At 46.6% G+C, this 18,031-nt stretch carries 14 protein-coding genes; 10 read left to right on the top strand and 4 right to left on the bottom strand.

Features of this window, described 5'->3' with window-relative positions:
• Positions 1 to 202: 202 nt before the first annotated feature.
• The 8 genes from T3H97_RS25020 (at position 203) to T3H97_RS24985 (ending at position 11,546) form a co-directional block, all read left to right on the top strand.
• A complete protein-coding gene (locus tag T3H97_RS25020) occupies positions 203 to 544 on the top strand; it encodes a cupin domain-containing protein (RefSeq protein ID WP_272639441.1) in 342 nt (113 codons plus the stop codon).
• Between the two features lie 191 nt (positions 545 to 735).
• Entirely contained in the window at positions 736 to 1,509 is a 774-nt protein-coding gene (locus T3H97_RS25015; protein ID WP_272639440.1) for a class I SAM-dependent methyltransferase, read from the top strand.
• Positions 1,510 to 1,777: 268 nt separating this feature from the next.
• A complete protein-coding gene (locus tag T3H97_RS25010) occupies positions 1,778 to 3,409 on the top strand; it encodes a response regulator (RefSeq protein ID WP_190298232.1) in 1,632 nt (543 codons plus the stop codon).
• On the top strand, positions 3,406 to 5,169 hold the full coding sequence (locus T3H97_RS25005) for a cache domain-containing sensor histidine kinase (RefSeq protein WP_328801203.1): 1,764 nt from the start codon (positions 3,406 to 3,408) through the stop codon (positions 5,167 to 5,169). The genes T3H97_RS25010 and T3H97_RS25005 overlap by 4 nt, the downstream gene beginning before the upstream one ends.
• 209 nt (positions 5,170 to 5,378) lie before the next feature.
• On the top strand, positions 5,379 to 7,046 hold the full coding sequence (locus T3H97_RS25000; protein WP_190298230.1) for an ABC transporter substrate-binding protein: 1,668 nt from the start codon (positions 5,379 to 5,381) through the stop codon (positions 7,044 to 7,046).
• Positions 7,047 to 7,060: 14 nt separating this feature from the next.
• Entirely contained in the window at positions 7,061 to 8,041 is a 981-nt protein-coding gene (locus T3H97_RS24995) for an ABC transporter permease (protein WP_103047236.1), read from the top strand.
• 387 nt (positions 8,042 to 8,428) lie between these two features.
• The gene (locus tag T3H97_RS24990; protein WP_328801202.1) at positions 8,429 to 9,352 is read left to right on the top strand and encodes a carbohydrate ABC transporter permease; all 924 of its coding nucleotides are present in this window, start codon (positions 8,429 to 8,431) and stop codon (positions 9,350 to 9,352) included.
• Positions 9,353 to 9,413: 61 nt separating this feature from the next.
• Positions 9,414 to 11,546: an endo-1,4-beta-xylanase gene (locus T3H97_RS24985; RefSeq protein WP_328801201.1), complete on the top strand. Its 2,133-nt coding sequence runs from the start codon at positions 9,414 to 9,416 to the stop codon at positions 11,544 to 11,546.
• Positions 11,547 to 11,688: 142 nt separating this feature from the next.
• On the opposite strand, the gene hxlB is transcribed toward T3H97_RS24985, so the two are convergent.
• Together hxlB and hxlA are read right to left on the bottom strand one after the other, a co-directional pair.
• Positions 11,689 to 12,246, bottom strand: coding sequence for a 6-phospho-3-hexuloisomerase (gene hxlB, locus T3H97_RS24980; protein WP_328801200.1), 558 nt, complete (start codon positions 12,244 to 12,246; stop codon positions 11,689 to 11,691).
• 5 nt (positions 12,247 to 12,251) lie between these two features.
• A complete protein-coding gene (gene hxlA, locus T3H97_RS24975; protein ID WP_013312540.1) occupies positions 12,252 to 12,887 on the bottom strand; it encodes a 3-hexulose-6-phosphate synthase in 636 nt (211 codons plus the stop codon).
• A gap of 560 nt (positions 12,888 to 13,447) precedes the next feature.
• Here hxlA and T3H97_RS24970 point away from each other — a divergent pair.
• The gene (locus T3H97_RS24970) at positions 13,448 to 14,323 is read left to right on the top strand and encodes a DNA-binding protein (protein WP_328801199.1); all 876 of its coding nucleotides are present in this window, start codon (positions 13,448 to 13,450) and stop codon (positions 14,321 to 14,323) included.
• A gap of 187 nt (positions 14,324 to 14,510) precedes the next feature.
• Here T3H97_RS24970 and T3H97_RS24965 read toward each other — a convergent pair whose 3' ends face one another.
• Both T3H97_RS24965 and pepT read right to left on the bottom strand, forming a co-directional pair.
• Positions 14,511 to 15,296 (bottom strand): methyl-accepting chemotaxis protein, encoded by a 786-nt coding sequence (locus tag T3H97_RS24965; protein WP_328801198.1) that lies wholly within the window; start codon positions 15,294 to 15,296, stop codon positions 14,511 to 14,513.
• 251 nt (positions 15,297 to 15,547) lie between these two features.
• Entirely contained in the window at positions 15,548 to 16,783 is a 1,236-nt protein-coding gene (pepT, locus tag T3H97_RS24960; RefSeq protein ID WP_328801197.1) for a peptidase T, read from the bottom strand.
• A gap of 144 nt (positions 16,784 to 16,927) precedes the next feature.
• Between pepT and T3H97_RS24955 the strand changes: the two genes are divergently transcribed.
• Positions 16,928 to 17,992 carry a LacI family DNA-binding transcriptional regulator gene (locus tag T3H97_RS24955; protein ID WP_328801196.1) on the top strand — a complete coding sequence of 355 codons (1,065 nt, stop codon included), beginning with the start codon at positions 16,928 to 16,930 and terminating at the stop codon, positions 17,990 to 17,992.
• The last annotated feature ends 39 nt before the right edge of the window (positions 17,993 to 18,031 follow it).

The raw sequence follows: 18,031 nt of genomic DNA, 5'->3' as shown, positions 1-18,031 counted from the left end.
TTTAGCATCTTGCATAATCCGATTCTAGTTGGACGTGTCGATGAAAAAGATGATTGAAATCAAATTTTTAAATATTTCAAAGTGTTTCTTACTTAAATTTAGTTTTGTGATTGCAATCACAAGGCGAGCAAAATAATTCAATACAATAAAGGTATTAATTCATCTTAAGCAAATCTAATTTCAAACAGGAGCGTGAACCAATATGAAAAAGTCAAATCTAATTCAATTTCAGGAATATAAGGAAGCTGCGTTTACAAAACGAATTGTGCATAAGGAAGCCTCCAATGTAATTTTTATTCTCAACTTTACTCCTAATGCCGAGTTGCCAACACATAATCACCCAGGAGCGAATGTATATTTGCTGGTTCTTGAAGGCAGCGGTACTGTAACTGTGAACGGCGAAGCAACGGAAGTTGTCCAAGGGGATATCATTCATGTTACGGGCGATGAGCACTTTTCCTATCGTGGCGGTTCAGAGACGAATTCCAGTCTGCATGTAGTGTTGACCCAGACGCCAAGTGAAAGCTATGCGCAGAACATATAAAAGAGGGCACAGCACCATCATTGTATAAATGGAGCATTGGCATAAATCGTAAGAGCGGGTCTCCAATCGGCAATATATAGATATTGAATGATGCAAAATGCTCATATCAAAAAAAGAAAATGGTTATTTTTTTTCACTAGTATTGATAATGAATATCATTATCAAATTTTAAGAAGAGGTGTTAATAGCCAATGCAGACAGTAGATTACAAGCAGGTGCCAGGGCACTGGATATTAGCGAGTCTCGGTAAGCGCGTGCTTAGGCCCGGAGGGTTAAAAACAACACGTTGGATGATAGAGGGACTTGACGTAACCGGGCAGGATGAGGTTATTGAGTTTGCCCCCGGATTGGGTATAACTGCCCAAATCACACTGCGGCTTAATCCCCGTCGTTATATTGCGATTGAACAGAATGAGAAGGCGGCTTCTATTGTAAAAACGTATGCAAGCGGAGCAAACCGGGAAGTCATTATTGCCGATGCTGAACAGGTTCCGTTGCCGGATGCCTCTGCGACGGTGGTATATGGGGAAGCCATGCTGACGATGCACACAAGGGCCAAGAAAGCGCAGATTATTTCGGAAGCCAGGAGGCTTTTGAAAACGGGCGGGAAGTATGCTATTCATGAGATGTGCTTAGCTCCAGATGATATTGAGCCTGCGCTCAGAAAACAAATTTACAAGGATTTGGCTGTAGCCATGAGAGTTAATGCGACACCGTTGACGGTGTCAGAGTGGGAACAGCTGCTGAAAGAGGAAGGCTTTAAGGTCGTTAAAATCTATACGGTTCCCATGCACTTATTGCATCTGCCACGTATCATTCAGGACGAGGGCTGGTTGAGATTTGGAAAAATTGCCTTTAACCTTATGCGTAACCATGCTGCCCGGACAAGGGTTATGGGTATGCGCAAGCAGTTTGTAAAGTACGCCGACCATCTGCAAGCGGTCAGTATCATCGCTGAGCGATAGCTGAATTCACGAATAAGAGAATAAAGCTTTTTACGCAATAGCAAAAAAGGAGACGAACCCCTATTCAGGGATTCGTCTCCTTTTTGTATATTTGCTGCTTTGGCTTGGCCGCTGGCGTGCGCATGCTTTGCACCCCTCTGTTCGTCATATAATAGGCGTAACGAAAATTTCCAATTCCTGATGTTTTACATTACCATAGTGACTGAGATCATTGGAATAGTTAACCAAAATAATAAAATAGGTATACTTCAAAAGGAGGAAGCGTGTTATGAAGCTGCATCGAGCCATTGTGGTGGATGATGAAACCTTTACTCGTAAAGGGCTGCTTCAACTCATGGATTGGCAAGCCTGTGGTTTTGAAATCGTAGGAGAAGCTGATAACGGTGAGGATGCGCTGGAGCTAATCAGCCGTATTCACCCGGACCTGGTCATTACCGATATTCGTATGCCTGTGCTGGACGGATTAGAGCTGATTCGGTCTGTGCTCGAACAGAGTACAGAACATCCCGCGTTTATTATCTTAAGTGGCTATAGTGATTTTGCTTATGCACAGCAGGCAATCCGCTATGGGGTTCATGATTTTATGCTTAAGCCGATTGATGAGGGTGACTTTTCGGCTACATTGCGCAAGCTGAGTGAAAGACTGCATCGTGAACAACAGAATGCACAACGATATCAGAATCACCATGCAGGTGGGCTGTTAGAGACTGTGATGATGAACCCAGTGGATGATGTAGTGGTGACACAGTGGGAGCAGCAGCTACGGCTTGGGGAAGCCACTTATATGTACTATGTACTCGTGGAGCTGAATGACCAACATCCCTGGCGCTCCGGTGACAATAATATCATGCTATCGCTTTTCCAATTCAGGGAGCTTATAGAGCAAGCGCTTCATCGTTTAATGGATGGCAAGTACCCTCTCTATGTTCATGAGCATCGTAACCGGATTGGTCTTATCGTACCGGACTTCTTTTTGGAGTGTTTTGAAGGCAAGGTTGAGGTTTTTATGAAAGCGCTACAACGAGAGATAGAGGGGATGAAGACACTAAAAGATCAGCTGGGAAGTCGAGTTTTTGTTTATGCAGGAAAGCCTGTGAATCGGTTGCAGGATATCCAGCAGTCCTACGCCTGTGCGAAGGAAGCAGTGCTCCATAAATACATTTATGACCATGGCGGTATTGTTGTTTATCTACAGGAGGAAATGCCACCACTTCACTATAAGACCATCCCTCAGGACGTACTGGATCGCTTGACGGAACAAGTTGAGGAACTGCGGTTGGATGAGCTGCGTGTGGCCGTGGATTATTTATTTAGCAGCTTTCGGGAGGAGTGTTATGCTCCTGAGGCTATGAAAATGAGTCTGCATCAGTGCGTACTTAGTATCGTTCGGGTCATTCAAAACATGCAGGGAGATGAGCGCTCACTTCAGTCACTAGAACCGATGATGAACTGGCAGGACATGAACCTGTCCCTAGGTGAACTACAGCGATTGTTTACAGCTTTTGCCGAGGAAAGTGGAAGGTATATTGGGGTTCTGCGCAAGGATTGTCAGCAGGGAGGCATCCAGCACATCCGTGCTTACATTGAGCAGCATGCCGCCGAGAATATAAGCCTAAAAAGCATTGCGGCTCGCTTTTACATGAACCCGGTATACCTCGGTCAATTGTTCAGAAAAACATACGGTGTGTACTTTAACGAGTTTCTGCTGAAATTGCGCGTTCAGCAGGCGAAACGCTTGTTGCGGCAGACGGATCTGCGGATTTATGAAATTGCTGAGCGTGTGGGCTTCGGTAGTTCAGACTATTTTGTTACCCAGTTTGAAAAGATGGCGCACGCCACACCAAGCGAATACCGCAACAGCCTGATTGTTGGCAACGAGTCAGAGAGGGCCGGCGAATGAAGATGCTGAGAATGACTCTTGATCATGTGCGACTGCGAGATAAAATGCTGCTGCTTTATTTTCTCTGTGTTTTTACGCCTGTAGTGCTGACCAATCTGATTTTTTACCATGTCACCTCGCAAAATGTGAAAGAACAGCGTATGCAGGATATTTCGCGCGCACTGGAACAGATTAAAATTGAATTTTACCGTGAATTTGAAGATGCGATGGAAATCTCGTCTATCTTTTATACTGATCATCAGCTCAATGAGGTATTGGAAGAAACATATCCCCACCCTGCTGACTATATCGCCGCTTATGACTCTTATTTACGTCATATCTTGAACAACACGTACAGTCCTGCATACCATTCCGTAGGTGGAATTACGATCTACACCAATAATTCAACGCTGCTGAATTCCGGGGGAATCAGCTTTATAGATGAGAGAGTCAGAAGCTTGCCCTGGTATACCAAAATCCCGCCTGGACGCCAGTCCAAGCCTATATTTGTACGTACCGATGACAGTACAGGAGAACAGCTGTACCCTTTTAGCCTGATTCGGCGGATGAACTACTTTTATTCCCAAAATGGTCGTGAAAAAATTCTGAAAATAGAACTGCGAATGTCGTCCATTCGGGAGATTTTCAATAACCTGAATTTGCAGGGAAGTCTCTTTCTGCTGAACGAACGAGGGGAAATCCAATATACAACTGATTCCAAAGTGGATATAAACCACAAAAAAGTGGCCTATAACACTCTCAAGCTGTCCGAGGACACCATGGAGTTCAAGACGAATTATGTGCTTACGAGCAATCTGAATGGCTGGAGCATTGTGGCTGCGGTATCGAGAGATGCAGTGCTGTATGAAATGCAGAAATCCCGCAATTTTGTGCTCTTGTTAACCTGTGTAAATATGCTGCTGCCAACATTAATCATTATTTGGATTACACGTTCGTTGAACGTGAGGATTCATCGTATTTTAAAGCACATGAAGAAGGTGAAAAACCAGCATTTTGAGCTGATTCGCGGTATAGAGTCGCGAGATGAAATCGGGCAATTAACAGGTGAGTTTAATCGGATGACGCTGAAAATAAAGCGACTGATTAACGATGTCTATATGGCTGATATACAGCGAAAAAATCTGGAAATTCAGCGCAGACATGCCCAGTTGAATGCACTTCACAGCCAGATCAACCCACATTTTCTGTTCAATGCACTGGAGACGATTCGCATGCGGAGCTTGATGAAGCATGAGGATGAGACAGCGCGCATTATTCATAACATGGCACGGATTTTCCGCAATTCGCTGGTGTGGAATAAGGATCGGGTTACTTTGCGGGAGGAGCTGGAGCTGATCCGTTGTTTTCTGGAAATCCAGCAATATCGCTTTGGTGAGCGAATACAGTACGAAGTGCAGGCGCGCTCTGAAGACTTGGACAATCTGCTTCCCAAAATGATCGCGCTGACTTTGGTTGAAAATGCAAGCATCCACGGCATTGAGCCGCTAAAGCATGGGGGACGCATTGAGATTCATTTTGAGCATGAGGAAGAACAACTGATTCTAACGGTTCGGGATGATGGGGTGGGCATGTCTGAGGAACAGGTACAACGCTTATATGGTTACATGCAAAGGCAGGAAGAAATGGGTGAGCGTATAGGTCTACAAAATGTCATATATCGTCTTAAACTTTACTACGGGAGCCGCTTTGAGCTTGCCATTCGCAGTGCACCCGGCGAGGGTACGGAGATTCGAATTAGGATTCCTGCGGATCGGGAGTGAGGTGGAGAGCGGTACCTATTTTGCTTTGAAGGACCTTTACCTATAGTTTTCTAAGTAACACCTTTAGATTGACAGGTGAACGAAATGGACGGCATTTTATAAAATGAAAGTGCTTACAATTTAGGTGTGCGGTATTCCCAGTGCTTGCGGTACGTCCGCACGATATTCACACACAATCGACAAAAGAGGGCGAAAGGGGAAGGTCTGGCATGACAAGCAAAAGGTTCGGAATCATCGGTCTGGTAATGGTTATGATGGCATCTATGATCACTGCTTGCTCAGGGAGCTCGGGGAAGGAGCCAGCGTCAGGAGATAGCAAGGAGAAGGTCACATTCACGTATTTTAATGCCACTGCGGGCAGGGACATTAATACCAATGAAACGCGGATCGGCAAAATCCTGGAAGATCAGACGGGGGTAAACTGGAAGCTGGAGCATTTGGTGGGTGATTCCAATACAAAGATCGGTACATTTATTGCCAGTAACGATTACCCGGATGTGATAGTACCGGATGGCACGATCGATAAGCTGCTAGATGCCGGGGCTTTTATTCCCCTGAATGATTTGATCGACAAATATGGACCAAATATTAAGCGTGTATATGGACCGTACTACAACTTGATGAAGGCGGAGGATGGGAACATTTACTTTCTGCCGCTCAGTGCGGTGGTAGGCGATTATTTACCTGCGCCTAACTTAGAGCAAGGAGCCTTTTGGGTGCAACGCAGGGTATTAAAAGAAGCGGGATATCCAAAAATCAAAACACTTGACGAGTATTTAGCCCTGATTCGTAACTATGCGAAAAAGCATGCAGATGAGGGCTTGACTGGGTACCTGGCGTTAACCACGCAGGATAGGTTTTATGCTCTTACGAACGCGCCGATGCATCTGGCAGGCTATCCGAATGATGGCGGCACGATTATTGATATGAAAACACACCGGGCCACGGATTATGGAGATATGGAAATCACAAAGCGGTATCTGAAAGAGCTAAATCAGCTCAATGTAGAGGGCCTATTTGATAAATCGTCCTTTGTGGACAATTACGATCAATATTTGGCGAAGCTGACCTCGGGTAAGGTGCTGGGCTTTTTTGACTACCGCTGGCAGGCGGGGCAGGCCCTGAATAATCTGCAGGAGGCTTCCAAGCAATCGGGCAATGATGATATGGAGTATATAGGGCTGCCTGTTGTATACGACCAGAATATAAAGGATCAGTACATTGATCCGTCGTCATTCGTTAATAACCGGGGCATAGGAATTACGGTCAGTGCCAAGGACCCGGTACGTATCATCAAATTTTTTGACAACCTGCTGACCGATGAAAACCAGGTGTTATCCAACTGGGGAATCAAGGGAGAAACCTATGATGTAGATAAAAAAGGACGCTTTTACCGGACCGAGGAGCAAATTAAGCAGACCGGTCAGGACGCGTTCCGCGAATCATTCGGGTTCAAATATTTTGAATACAGTTGGCCGCGATACGGTAGCGGTTCTACCCTGCCTGACGGCAACTCGGTTGGCCCCGGACGGCAGCCTGAGGTTGCGCGTATGTCCTACACCGAGGGAGATAAAAAGCTACTAAAAGTCTATGGTGTAGAGTCCTTCTCGCAAATGTTTTCCGCACCTGACGAGCGCCCATGGTATCCGGCCTGGAGTATCCCGATTGCTCAAGGCTCAACTGCGCAGCTCTTCCAGCAAAAGAAGGGGGACCTGCAGCGCAAATATTTCCCGCGTTTGGTGTTGTCTGCACCGGAGCAGTTTGATGCGATTTGGAATGAATACACTACTGAATTCAACAAGCTGGATGTAAAGGCGTATGAGGAGCTGATCACGAAGGAGGTTGCCAAAAAAATCGAAAATCCCGGTAAAAAATAAAGGAGGAAGCAGCTATGGGCCACTCGTCACCACCACCTGTCACGATCTCCCCGGATCATTTGCCGTCCTCGCGGCGAACCGGCTTTAGGGGATTTATGCACAAGCTGAATCAGCAACGGGCACTGGTATGGATGTCCGTCCCTTTTTTAATCTGGCTGTTCATCTTCAAGTATTTGCCCATCTGGGGCTGGACGATTGCCTTTCAGGATTTTAAGCCTGCCCGCAAGTTGCTCGATCAGCAATGGGTCGGATTAAAACATTTCCATTTTCTATTTCAGGATGAACACTTTCTGCGGGTCATGCGCAATACGCTGGCGATGAGCTTTATTAATCTGGTGCTGGGTTTTGTCACCGCTATAACATTAGCGATTTTGCTGAATGAGCTTCGCCAGCTCGTATTTAAGCGGGTGGTACAGACGATCAGCTATCTACCGCATTTTATTTCGTGGGTGGTCGCGGCCAGCATCATTAGTACGGCGCTGTCTGCAGATGGCGGCATCATCAATGAGGTGCTGATGTGGCTGGGGTTGATTAAGGAGCCTATTCTGTGGCTGGGCGAGGGAAGCTATTTTTGGGGCATTCTCGGTGCATCGGAGGTATGGAAAAATGTCGGCTGGAACACCATCATTTATTTGGCCGCGATGACGATGATTGATCCCTCGCAGTATGAAGCGGCCGAGATGGATGGAGCAGGGCGTTTTCAGCGGATTTGGCATGTGACATTACCCGGATTGAAGCCTGTATTTATCATCCTGCTCATTATGAACATCGGCAATCTGCTGGAATCCGGCTTTGAGCCGCAATACTTACTGGGCAACGGTATGAACGTGGATTACTCGGAGAATCTGGATATTTTCGTGCTGAAATATGGTATTCAGATGGGTAATTTCTCGCTTTCCATTGCTGCTGGGATGTTCAAAACGGTGGTCAGCTTCATCTTACTGTTTAGCGCCAATCATATTGCGAAGCGGTTAGGGGAGGAGAGATTATTCTGAAAAAGGAGTGAGTTATGGTGGGGGACGGCCGCTTCGCGTGCGGATTGTTCTTCCGATCGCTGTTATCCCCGTATTTTCTTATTGGAATAAAGATCATAGGTTAAAATCCGGGGATAAAGGCGAACGCTCCGCTTCTTCAGAACAATTCCGCCCGCTCCGCTGCTGCCCGCCATAAAATCACTTTTTTTGAGAACTGAGGGTAGTGGCAAGGGGAGAGCTTAAGGAAGACGCGTGACTCGCGCTTCCTTGGGTAAGTGCGTCATGATGGCTGGCTCAGCTTCGCTATCGGCCATTAGAGGCTGTTTTTTAGGACTGTGCTATTCGAAGGAGATAGCAGAGGGTGCGCGATCCAAATGCCTAAACTATTTTTAGAAAGGAGCGGAAGTCATGGGCAAAGGAAAGGCCGTACACGGGCGATTTCGGGCCCCCTCGGATCGAATTTTTGATGCGTGCAATATCGTGTTTATGCTCTGCCTGATGGTGTTCACGCTGTATCCGTTTTTAAATACGCTGGCGGTTTCGTTAAATGAAGCGAATGATTCGATTCGGGGCGGGATCTATTTGTGGCCGCGTGAATTTACGTGGAGTAATTATGAATTTGTGTTCAAGGAAGCGACGATTTTCCATGCTACGCTGATTTCTGTATTACGTACGGTTGCGGGTACGGTGACCTCTGTGTTTTGCTGCGCGATGGTGGCGTATACGATCAGCCGGCCGGAATATGTACTGCGCAAATTTGTTTCAATTGCTTTTATTTTAACAATGTATTTTAGCGGTGGATTGATTCCAAACTTTCTCCTGATTCGTGAGCTTGGGATGCTGGGGACTTTCTGGGTGTATGTCGTGCCGGGATTGATTGGAGTGTTTAATGTGATTGTCATTCGCTCCTTTATTGAGGGATTGCCGGAAGGGATTTTGGAGTCGGCGCGTATTGACGGGGCTGGGGAGTTTGCCACTTTTATGCGCATCGTTTTGCCGCTGTGTGTTCCCGTACTGGCGACGGTGTCGCTGTTTACAGCGGTCGCACAATGGAATTCCTGGTTCGATGTGTTTTTGTACAATTCGTCATATGAGCAATGGAGCACTCTTCAATATGAGCTGATGAAAATACTGCAAAATTCTAACACGTCTGTTAACGCTCAGGACTATGCGAGCCAATTTGCTGGTTCGGAAAATCTGGCGAAGTCGGTCACGCCTACCTCAATTCGGGCCACGATGACGATTGTCGCTTCAGTGCCTATTATTTTAGTTTATCCTTTTTTGCAAAAATACTTTGTGAAGGGTATGACCTTGGGCGGTGTCAAAGGATAGTAACTGAAATCCAATAGTGCCCAATACGAATTCAAAAAATTGGAGTACGGGAGGGATTGCTTTGCGGTCATGTTGGGTTAAGCCTTTTTGTCTGGTACTGGCGGGAGCGCTGTTGTTATCGCCTGTTGGTTGGTGGGGAGCGTCTGTGGCGAAGGCAGCTGCGTCTATAGAACATTCCCCGCCCGTTTCGGATATGGTGCTATCGGCGGGTAGTATCCATAAGACCATTGGAACGTATGGATTTGAGCAAGGAAACAGCGATGGCTGGAAGCCCCGGGGAAATTATACCCAAATTGCATCTGTCACGGAAGCAGCATATGGCGGCACGCACAGTCTGAAGGCGACCGCTCGTACAGCGGCTTGGAACGGGGCAGAGCTGGATGTGAAGTCGCTGTTGCAGCCGGATGTGGAGTATGAAATTAGTGGCTATGTGAAGCTGGATGGTCATTCTGCGGTTCCGAGCATGGTTAAACTTACAGTGGAGCAGCAGCCGACAGGCGGGACTACGACATGGAAGACGGTAGCGCAGACAGAGACGGCGGATACATCGTGGATCAAACTTCAGGGGAAATATACTTTTACCGGGGGGATGGATGCATTGAAGCTGTATGTGGAAAGCTCGAATCCCGCGCAGGCCTACTATGTGGATGAGGTAGAAATAACACAGGTATCGAAGACGCCAACGGAGCCGACCCATGGTATCGTATCCGGGTTTGAAGATGGTACGGCTCAAGGATGGGTGTCCCGTATGGGAGCCGAGACCGTGCAGGTTTCGGATGCCGATGCACGAAGCGGCTCATACAGTCTGCTGACAACAGGCAGACAAAAGACATATGCCGGACCCAAGCTGGATGTGACTGCTACGATGCAAAAGGGCAGCCGGTATACGGTCAGTGCCTGGGTGAAGCTGGCGCCGGGTGAGCAGCCTGCCAAGGTGAGGCTCAGTGTACAGCGTGATCACCAAGGGGATAGTGCGTATGAAACTGTTGTAGGCGACACGGCTACTACGACAGGGGGATGGATGCATTTGTCTGGTACGTATACGCTCGCGCATGATGCAGACAGTGTTTCTATGTATTTGGAAACGGCAGAAGGAACGTCTTCCTTTTATATGGATGATTTCGAACTGTCACTTGTGCCTCCGCTGGCTATTGAAAAGGACATTCCTTCTTTGCATGGATTATATGGGGGACAGTTTAGCATTGGCACGGCGATTGAAGCTTTCCAGACCGAAGGGGCTTACGGAGAGTTGGTACAGAAGCATTTTAACAGCGTCGTTGCAGGGAATGCGATGAAGCCAATCTCCTTACAACCGTCCGAGGGACAGTTCCATTGGGAGGAAGCAGACCAAATTGTGCAGTTTGCTAGACAGCATGGACTGGAAATTCGCTTCCATACCTTGGTGTGGCATAACCAAACAGGGGATTGGATGTTCAAGGATAAGAATGGACAGCCGATGACGCCGACTGCTGAGAATAAAAAGCTTTTGCTGGATCGGCTGGAGACGCATATTCGCGCTGTTGCAGCCCGGTATAAAAATGTCATCACCGATTGGGATGTGGTGAATGAGGTCATTGATCCTGATCAGCCGGATGGCATGCGCCGCAGCAAATGGTATCAGATTACTGGTACTGATTATATTGAAAAATCATTCCGTGTCACGAGGGAAGCGGCGGGCCCGAACGCACGACTATTCATTAACGATTACAACACACATGAGCCGAAGAAACGGGATTTTCTGTACAATTTGGTACGTGATCTGCTCGCTAAAGGTGTACCGATTGACGGGGTAGGCCACCAATCGCATATCCGCCTGGAGTTTCCCGCTATTAGCGAGATTGAGCAGTCCATAGAAAAGTTTGCTTCACTTGGTCTGGATAATCAGATTACCGAGCTGGATATGGGGCTTTATTCCAATGACACAGATCGCTATGAAACGATTCCAGAATCTATGCTGATCCGGCAGGCTCACCGCTATCGGGCGCTGTTCGATATGTTTTCAAGGCAGCAGGATCATATCAGCAATGTGACGATTTGGGGTACGGATGATGGAAATACGTGGCTCAGCACGTTTCCAATAGCACGGCTGGATAAGCCGCTACTATTCGACGAACGGTTAAAGGCCAAATATGCCTATTGGGCGCTTGCTGATCCGTCCAAAGTCCCGCCGTTGCCAGCAGGGAATAACGAATAAATGGTTTGAATAGATGCCGGGCTTGTTTTGCCTTATTCTATGCTGTATCGAACGTCGCCTTATACAAGCATAAAAGCAGGCTGTCCTTTACATGTGACATGTAAAGGACAGCCTGCTTTGTTATCGTAAAGGAATTGCAGTTTTATTCCAAATTGGCGTGTTGGCCAAACATAGATTCGGAGGTCAGCTTGCGCAGCTCCATCGTTCTGAGTACCAATGCGTCACCGTACAACAGCAGGGTTTGCTCAAACAATGAGCCCATGGGCTGAATCGTCTGGTAGTCCTTGTTGGACGGGTCCTTGGCCGCACCAGGCAGCTTGACGATGATATCGGCCAGTTTGCCAATGGTGGAACCGGGAGAAGTGGTTAGAAGCGCCAGAGAGGCCCCGAGTTTCTTTGCTTTTTCTGCCATGGAGATCAGGCTTTTGGTTTCACCAGAGCCTGAACCGATAATGAGCAGATCGCCCTCGCCCAAACCGGGAGTTACGGTTTCCCCGACCACGTAGGCTTGAATCCCCATATGCATCAGCCGCATTGCCAGCGAGCGAATCATGAACCCTGAGCGGCCCGCACCTGCCACGAATACCTTATTCGCAGCGGCGATGGAGTGGATCAGCTGTTCCGATTCCGTATCACTGATCAATTGTGGAACCAGTTGTAGCTCCTTGAGTACCTCAGATAAATATTGAGAGGTTTCCATTGGGGTTAACCTTGTTTGATGAGCTGTTGCATTTGGGAAGCCACAGCCTTTTTGTCGTCCTCGCCAGTGATACCACCGCCGACGATAACCAGATCCGGTTGAGCCTTCACGACTTCAGCCAATGTGCTCAGCTTAATACCGCCAGCCACAGCAGTTTTGGAGTTTTTAACGACTTTTTTGACGGTTTGCAGTGCTTCGAACGGGCTTTGTCCTTCAGCTTGCAGATCGTAGCCTGTATGCACACAGATGTAGTCAACGCCCAGAGCGTCGATTTCTTTCGCACGTTGCTCCAGGTTTTTAACACCGATCATATCCACCAGGATTTTTTTGCCGCCTTGTTTTTTCGCTTCTTCTACTGCGCCTTTGATTGTTGCATCTTCAGCTACAGCCAAAATCGTAACGATATCTGCACCAGCCTCAGAAGCTTTTAGCACTTCATAGCCCCCTGCATCCATAACCTTCAGGTCAGCCAGCACTTTCAGATTCGGGAATGCTTCTTTCATTGCTTTTACTGCATGAAGTCCTTCATTGATGACAATCGGCGTACCGATTTCTACGATATCAATATACGACTCTACTTCTTTTACCAATGCAATCCCTTGCGGGATATCTACTAAGTCTAAAGCCAATTGAAGTTCCATGGTATTAACTTCACTCCTTAAGTGAATTTGTATTTTGATGAACAGGTACATGCTCTGTTGAGTATTACTCTATACTTTAATTTCATGCACAGGTTTGATTGTAAGGCCCAGCTATCCGGTTGAAAAGTACGCACTAATTCGTAACGTAGTTACCCCAACGATACTATAGCATCATAAAAACCATCCATGAGAGAGCCTACATTTTGTCTTCTTTAGCATTATTTCTATAAGGGGAGTCAACTATTCGTAACCGAGTATTTTGCAAAAATCCCATAAGCGACTTCCAATGAACAAGATATAGATCGAAATGGTTTAGTTCGTCTATATCTTGCGCTTCGGAGCGACTGGAATCGAATTTTGCAAAATCCATAACCGTACACAGCAATGTAAGGTTGCAAAAAAAAGAAGGTAGCGAGGATTGAATTGACTTCAAGTTAGGTTTTGACTATATTTGTAATATACTGGTATGTGAAAATGGAGGCTAAGAGCATAACTACCCTGAAGAGTAGCCGTTGTGCTAAGGGGTAATCGCAATTTTCAGGATAGGGAGGCGGGTTTTAGTGGAAGAGGTCCTGAACCAAAGGGAAGCCATTTATTTGTTGTCGGACAGCCACGAACTCGATAAAGCTTGTGAGTTGTTTAGAATCAGCTACACACATAATGATTGGGATGAAGCGAACAAAGTAGCAGACTATCTGCATACGTTGGCTGAAAACCTGTATCACACCCAACTGAGAAATGCTGCAGACGGTAAGTATGAGACATTGGACACCAAACACCCGCTAGTGTTTTATTATGCTTACAGTTATTTGGCGAAATCTATTTACTATCAGAATATGGGCAAGTATGAGGAAGCCAGAAACTATATTATGAAGTATAGCGAAATGGGTTGGTTTATGGGGCTGGATCAGAGCGGTCACGAAGAAGTAGAGAGATTCCGTTTCCTCGCCAAGGCCAATTTATTTACGATTGAATTACTTTCGGGGAGAAGGGAACTTTTGCCTGAGTACGTTCAATTTCTTCACGACAATGACGAGGAGCTACTTCCAGGATTGGTTGGTATTGCCGAAGCGGCTAACTTGAATAATTGGAATATAGACGACCTGCTGAACGATTTTGCTGATGATATTAAGATATTTGAAGGTTATGAAGATAGAGCAAACCGCGTATATTATTTAAAACTGGTCAATCAATTGGCCATTTACCATTTCAAGAAGAAGCAGTACTCCGTTGCCTTAAATTATGTCCTTGATTCTCTGCAATTCTCTGCCAATGTAGAAGCGGATGCCGATTTCAGGACATTGGTCGCTCTGTTTGAGACTTATCGAGATTTGGCAACACCATCACAGCAAGAGCAATACCAAACCATTTTATTAAGGGGGCTTCATAATGAAAAAGGCATTAATCTCGGTAACTATGGCCTTGGCGTTTCTTAGTATTGCTCTTCCGGTAGGAAATAATTGGGGAGGATTAGACCCTGTGATTCCTTCAAATCATGGTGTTTTTTCTTATACTGCTTGAGTTTCAGATTTAGACCCTTAAGCCCGATAGGGCTATTGTAAATAAAGGGAGCACACTTTTACGCATTTTGCGATAAGTGTGCTCCCCTTTTTATGCCAAGATTTATTTTACGACATACGAAGTCAGGTCATTGGCTAGATGTTGCATCGTTTCACTCGCCTTTTGCATACGCTCCATCACTTCAGTGAAAGAGCCTACCAGAGTCGCCTGCTCCTGAGAAGAAGAAACAATTTGCTCAATTTCCTGCTCCATTTGACGAATGGAGTTCTGTACATCCTTAAGGGCTCCTTCAATATCGACCGTCGCCTTTTTGGATTCTACGGATAGCTTGCGCACCTCTTGAGCGACGATACCAAAGCCTGCTCCTGCTTCTCCGACACGTGCGGCTTCGATCGCTGCATTCAATCCAAGCAGGTTGGTCTGATCGGAAATTTCCTTGATGAACACAGCTACCTGATTGATTTTACCCGAGTTTTGTACGGCGATTTGGGTGTTTTTCAAAATCTGTTCACTGGTTGCCTGAAGCTCCTCGGAATGAGCCGCCACATGCTGTACCATATCAATGAGCTGTTCGGTGATGGAGCGGTTCTCGGATACGATTTGATCCAGTTGATTTTTGTTAGTCAAATTATAAGAGGCTGCAAATGCTGCGATGACTTCACCTTTCTCGTCAAATACAGGAATACTGATCATATCAAGGGGAAACCCTAGAATTTCAGCAGGAATGTGAGTCAGGCTGGGCTCACGTCCATTTTTAAGCATGGCAAAATCTTTATAGTCCTCGAGCAGTTCCGAGCCCGTTTCAAAGCCGAGGTTCATACCCTCCGATTGGGTATACATAAGGACATGAGTGCGATCGAAGAGAGCAAGGGTCACTTTCTCACGCATAATCTGTTGTATGTAGGGAATGGCTGCAATTAATGCATCTATTGTATTCCAATAGACAACCTACCTTTCTTTACTAGATATATTTTTTATAGTCTCGTATATAGTTGTCGGTCTAAAGAAAGATAAAAGTTATAAAAGATATTGAAAATTTAAAGGGAAATGAAAGCTTCAGAAAAAAGGCATACCGTTTCCATTACGGAACGATATGCCTTCTATTTAATCTTAACGTGTCAGTGCTGTGTATAGGTAGTTCACTTGCCGCGTTGCTCGAACAGTTGTGCGATTTCCACAATAACCTTAGTAGCAAGTACCATGTTGTCCACCGACACATATTCAAACTTACCGTGGTAGTTCTCCCCACCTGTAAAAATATTCGGTGTAGGCAGTCCCATGTAGGATAGCTGTGAACCGTCTGTACCGCCACGAATCGGCTTGATAATCGGTTCGATATTCAGCTTTGTCATTGCTTCATAAGCGACATCGACGATATGCTTGACTGGCTCTATTTTCTCTTTCATGTTGTAATACTGATCTCTCAATTCCAGCGCAATACGGTTTTCTCCATATGCGGCCTGCAGCTCTTTAACTACATTTGTTAAATAAGCTTTCCGGTTTTCAAAGCTCTCGCGGTCAAAATCACGGATAATATAGTATAGCTTAGCTTGTTCTGCCGTGCCTGTAGACTCCAAGAGATGATAGAAGCCATCATATCCGTCTGTATATTCTGGGGCTTCGTTTGCAGGTAACCGACTGTGCAGCTCCATAGCGATTTTGGCAGCGTGGATCATTTTGTTTTTAGCAGTACCGGGATGCACGTTCACACCGTGAATGGTAATATGGGCGGCTGCAGCGTTAAAGCTCTCATACTCCAGTTCTCCGAGCGGTCCGCCGTCTACCGTATAGGCATATTCAGCGCCAAAAGCGGCTACATCAAAGCGTTCCGGTCCTCTTCCAATCTCTTCGTCCGGTGTAAAAGCAACGCGAATTTTGCCATGTTGAATTTCTGGATGGTCAATCAGGTAGTGGATAGCTGTCATGATTTCTGCGATCCCGGCTTTGTTGTCTGCACCGAGCAGGGTGGTACCATCTGTTGTGATCAGGGTGTGGCCTTTATATTGAGTCAGTTCGGGAAACTCACGTGGAGAAAGAACCACATCAAGCGAAGCATTCAGCGTGATATCGCCCCCATCATAGTTTTCCGTCAATTGCGGCTTTACCCCTGCGCCAGTCAGCTCGGTAGCCGTATCGAGGTGAGCGAGAAAACCGATGACGGGAACCTCTTTATCCGTATTGGAAGGAAGGGTCGCCATCACATAACCATGATCATCAATAGTTACGTCTGTCATACCAATGGCTTTCAATTCGCCCACCAAGAGGTTGCCCAATGTGAGCTGTCCGGGTGTAGTGGGGCAAGTGTGACTGCTTTCATCAGATTGGGTATCTACCTGAACATATGTAGTCAGGCGGTCAATCAGTTCCTGTTTCATGTTTGTATCCTCCTTGGTGTCATTTCTATTATGGTACGTATTTTATCATGATTAGGCTTATAATATGAAAAAAATGGTTGAACCTTTTGGGGATAATAGTAAAATAAAAGTAAAAATAGAGTAAAATGATTAAAGGAGTCTGCAATGCCTACGTTAAAAGATATCGCCCAGGAGGCAGAGGTTTCGATATCCACGGTCTCCCGAGTGCTGAATTATGATGAAACACTGTCTGTATCAGAGGAAACGCGGCGTAAAATTTTTGAGGTTGCCGAGCGTATGAAATATACGACGGTTAAACGTAAAAATGGCGGTATTGGTCGTCAGCCCCGCAAGAAGGCAGAGGGACCCATCCGGTTGGGTATGGTGCACTGGTTTAGCGCGTACGAGGAACTGGAAGACCCTTATTATCTGTCTATCCGGTTTGGCGTGGAAAAAGAGTGCCGCCAAAGCGGGGCGCAGCTGGAGCGTATTTTCAGAAGAGAGGACCTGACTGCGCTGAAGGCATCATCCGAAGGGCTACATGGACTGATCGTGCTGGGGCATTTTAGCAGCGAAGAGGTAGAACGTATGCTGGAGCTGCCCATTCCTTGCGTCTTTCTGGATCATCCGGTAGAGCGTACAGGGGCAGACTATGTGGTTATTGACCTTGCCCACGCTGCGGCTGATGCACTAGATTATTTGATGGGCGCAGGCCATCGTCACATCGGATATGTAGGTATGGGCAAAGATGAGCAGTCCCATGATTCCGAACGAGTCGAGCTAGATGCCCGCTATGAGACGTTTTTGCGGTATCAGGAACAGCACAGGCTGTGCACGTCGAATGATATTCATGTGTGCGGTGGAACGGCGGCAGACGGCTTCCGTGCGATGGAAGCGGCTATTCTGGCAGGACCCGAAAACCTGCCTACAGCTTTCTTTGTCGCGAGCGATTCGGTGGCTATTGGCGTGTTGAAGGCGCTGGAGCAGCATCACCTTGCGGTGCCGGAACGGATCTCAATTGTTGGCTTCAATGATATTCCGACAGCGGAATATTTGACCCCATCTCTGTCAACGGTCAAAACGCATACCGAACTGATGGGAGAAACGGGCGTTCAGCTCTTGCTGCATACGGTACGCAACGGTCCCAACGAGGTAGGGCGCAAGGTCATCATTCCGACCGAGCTAATGATTCGCAACAGCAGTGCGCCGCTACATACCGATGCCAAATAAAATCAACGTTATGGATTTGGACAGCCCTGCCTTCCGGGG

The sequence above is a fragment of the Paenibacillus sp. LX16 genome, from assembly GCF_036252815.1.
Lineage (GTDB): Bacteria > Bacillota > Bacilli > Paenibacillales > Paenibacillaceae > Paenibacillus > Paenibacillus polymyxa_B.
Note: the sequence above shows the minus strand (reverse complement) of the source record. Positions and strands in the feature narration are given on the sequence as shown.